This window comes from uncultured Aquincola sp. (assembly GCF_964001545.1).
Classification (GTDB): Bacteria; Pseudomonadota; Gammaproteobacteria; order Burkholderiales; family Burkholderiaceae_C; genus Aquincola.
On record NZ_CAXFDV010000381.1, the window covers coordinates 1 to 2,338 of the forward strand.

3 protein-coding genes are annotated in these 2,338 nt (G+C 69.7%); 2 read left to right on the forward strand and 1 reads right to left on the reverse strand.

Features of this window, described 5'->3' with window-relative positions:
- Positions 1-132: 132 nt before the first annotated feature.
- Complete coding sequence (locus tag ABNT58_RS13050; RefSeq protein WP_348753904.1) at positions 133-1,089, reverse strand: Hsp33 family molecular chaperone HslO; 957 nt, start codon at positions 1,087-1,089, stop codon at positions 133-135.
- A 49-nt stretch (positions 1,090-1,138) separates the two neighbouring features.
- Here ABNT58_RS13050 and ABNT58_RS13055 point away from each other — a divergent pair, with 49 nt between their 5' ends.
- Together ABNT58_RS13055 and ABNT58_RS13060 are read left to right on the forward strand one after the other, a co-directional pair.
- Positions 1,139-1,930: a ferritin-like domain-containing protein gene (locus ABNT58_RS13055; RefSeq protein ID WP_348753905.1), complete on the forward strand. Its 792-nt coding sequence runs from the start codon at positions 1,139-1,141 to the stop codon at positions 1,928-1,930.
- Between the two features lie 95 nt (positions 1,931-2,025).
- The coding region (locus ABNT58_RS13060; protein WP_348753906.1) for a transporter substrate-binding domain-containing protein at positions 2,026-2,338 on the forward strand (313 nt) is incomplete at its 3' end.

Genomic DNA, 2,338 nt, shown 5'->3' on the forward strand with positions numbered 1-2,338 from the left:
CGCAGCCGCTGCCTCGATTGCCTGGACCCGGATTGCGAGCGGGTGCTCGCAGGCTCAGTCCCGCCGGGCCGCCCCTAGGGACTGAGATCCCCCTCGGGGGGGCGCGAGCGCAGCGAGCTTGGGGGCTGACATTCAATGCACCGATGAAGTCGGCGGCAGCTGGTCGCGCTCCGGCGTGAACAGGCCGCCCACATCCACCCGGTCGAAGTGGTACTGCAGACCGCAGAACTCGCAGCCCACTTCCACGTTCGTGCCCCGCTCGGCCAGGATGCTGTCGATCTCTTCGCGGCCCAGGCTCTTGAGCATGGCGCCCACCCGCTCGCGCGAGCAGGAGCAGGCAAAGCGCGGGTGCAGCGGCTCGAAGCGCAGCACGCGTTCTTCCCAGAAGAGGCGCCGCAAGATGGTGTCGGCGTCCAGGGTCAGCAGCTCTTCCTTCGTCAGCGTGGCCGCCAGGTGGCTGATGCGGTTGAAGGCTTCGTTGATGCCGATCTCGTCTTCGTTGCGGCTGCCCAGGTTGCCTTCGCCCTCCACCGGCAGACGCTGGATCAGCAGGCCGGCGGCCATGTCGTCGTTCGCGGCCAGGATCAGCTTGGTGTCCAGCTGTTCCGACTGCAGCATGTAGTGCTCCAGCACCTCGCTCACGCGCTGCAGCGGCTCACGGTGGTCGCCGTGCAGCGCCACCACGCCCTGGTAGGCCTGCTGACCGGGCTGCTTGTCGGCCGGGTCCAGCGTGATGGCGCAGCGGCCCTGGCCATTCACGTTGACCATCGCGGCCAGCTGCGCATCGGCCGGCACCTCGCCCACCACCTTGGCGGTGGCGCGAAAGCGCAGGTCGGGCTGCGCCTCCACCACGGCCAGCTTCACCGGGCCGTCGCCCTGGATCTGCATCACCAGCGCGCCGTCGAACTTGATGTTCGACTGCATCAGCACGCCGGCGGCCGACATCTGGCCCAGCAGCTCGCGCACCGCGGGCGGAAAGGCGCCCAGCGTCTCGCGACGGCGCAGCACCTCGCGCCAGTCGTCCGTCAGGCGCACCAGCATGCCCCGCACCGGCAGACCCTCGAACAAGAACTTGTGCAACTCACTCATCACCGGTGTCCTGGCGGCCCCCAAGAGGCCAAAAGGCAGAATTGTAGGAATGGAGCTTCGTCAGCAAGCCTTGCGGGTCTTGAGCCTGCCCGATCCCGTGGCCAAGGCGGCGGCCGCGCGCACGCTGCATGAGGCGGCGGACGGCCTGCCGTTGGACACCCAGGCCACGCTGCCCGAGCCCGCCGGCCTGCCCGGCCGCCCCGCCCTGCCCCGCCTGGTGCCGCACACCAGCCTGGCGCGCCGCTCGCCCTTCACGCCCGAGGGCCGGGCCGCGCTGCTGCATGCGGTGGCCCACATCGAGCTCAATGCCATCGACCTGGCGCTGGATGCGGTGTGGCGCTTTGCCGGCCTGCCGGCGCCGTACTACCGCGACTGGCTGCGCGTGGCCAGCGAAGAGGCCTTGCACTTCACGCTGCTGCGCGAGCACCTGCTGTCCCTGGGCTGGGACTACGGCCAGTTCGATGCGCACGACGGCCTGTGGTCCATGACCTGGCGCACCCGGCACGACGTGGTGGCCCGCATGGCGCTGGTGCCGCGCACGCTGGAAGCCCGCGGGCTGGACGCCACGCCGCCGATGCAGGCCAAGCTGGCCAAGGCCGGGGACCACTGTGCGGTGGCAATCCTCGACATCATCCTGCGCGACGAGGTGGGCCACGTGGCCGTGGGCAACCGCTGGTACCGCTGGCTGTGCGAGCGGCAGGGCCTGGACCCGGTGGCCCACTATGCGCAGCTGGTGCGCGAGCACCAGGCGCCGCGGCTGAGGCCGCCCTTCAACCGCAGCGCGCGTGAGCAGGCCGGCTTCACCGCCGAAGAACTCGCCGAGCTGGAACGCCTGCCCTGAGCCCGGCTGTTGGAACAGGGCTTGCGAGCATCGGGGCCGTGTACGCACGCCCGTACACTTCCGCCACCATTTTTCATCCTCTGGTAGTCAAGCAAATGACAGACCTTTCCACCCGTCGATTCCTGCAACGCATGGGCATGATCGCCTGCGGCCTGGTGCTGGCCGCCTGCGGCAAGCAGGAGCCGCCCGCACCGGCACCGGTGGCCTCGGCCCCTGAAGCCGCCTCGGCCCCCGCACCCGCGCCGGCCAAGGTCATCACCGTGGGCACCGACGCCGCGTACGCGCCGTTCGAATCGCAGAACGACAAGGCCGAGATCGTCGGCTTCACGGTCGACGTGCTGAGCGCCGTGGCGCAGAAGGCCGGCTTCGAGGTGAAGTTCGTCAACACACCGTGGGAAGGCATCTTCA

What these genes read in the sequence shown, in the direction of transcription:
- ABNT58_RS13050 (WP_348753904.1), bottom strand. Translation starts at nt 1,089, where the DNA reads ATGAGTGAGTTGCACAAGTTCTTGTTCGAGGGTCTGCCGGTGCGGGGC.
- ABNT58_RS13055 (WP_348753905.1), top strand. Translation starts at nt 1,139, where the DNA reads ATGGAGCTTCGTCAGCAAGCCTTGCGGGTCTTGAGCCTGCCCGATCCC.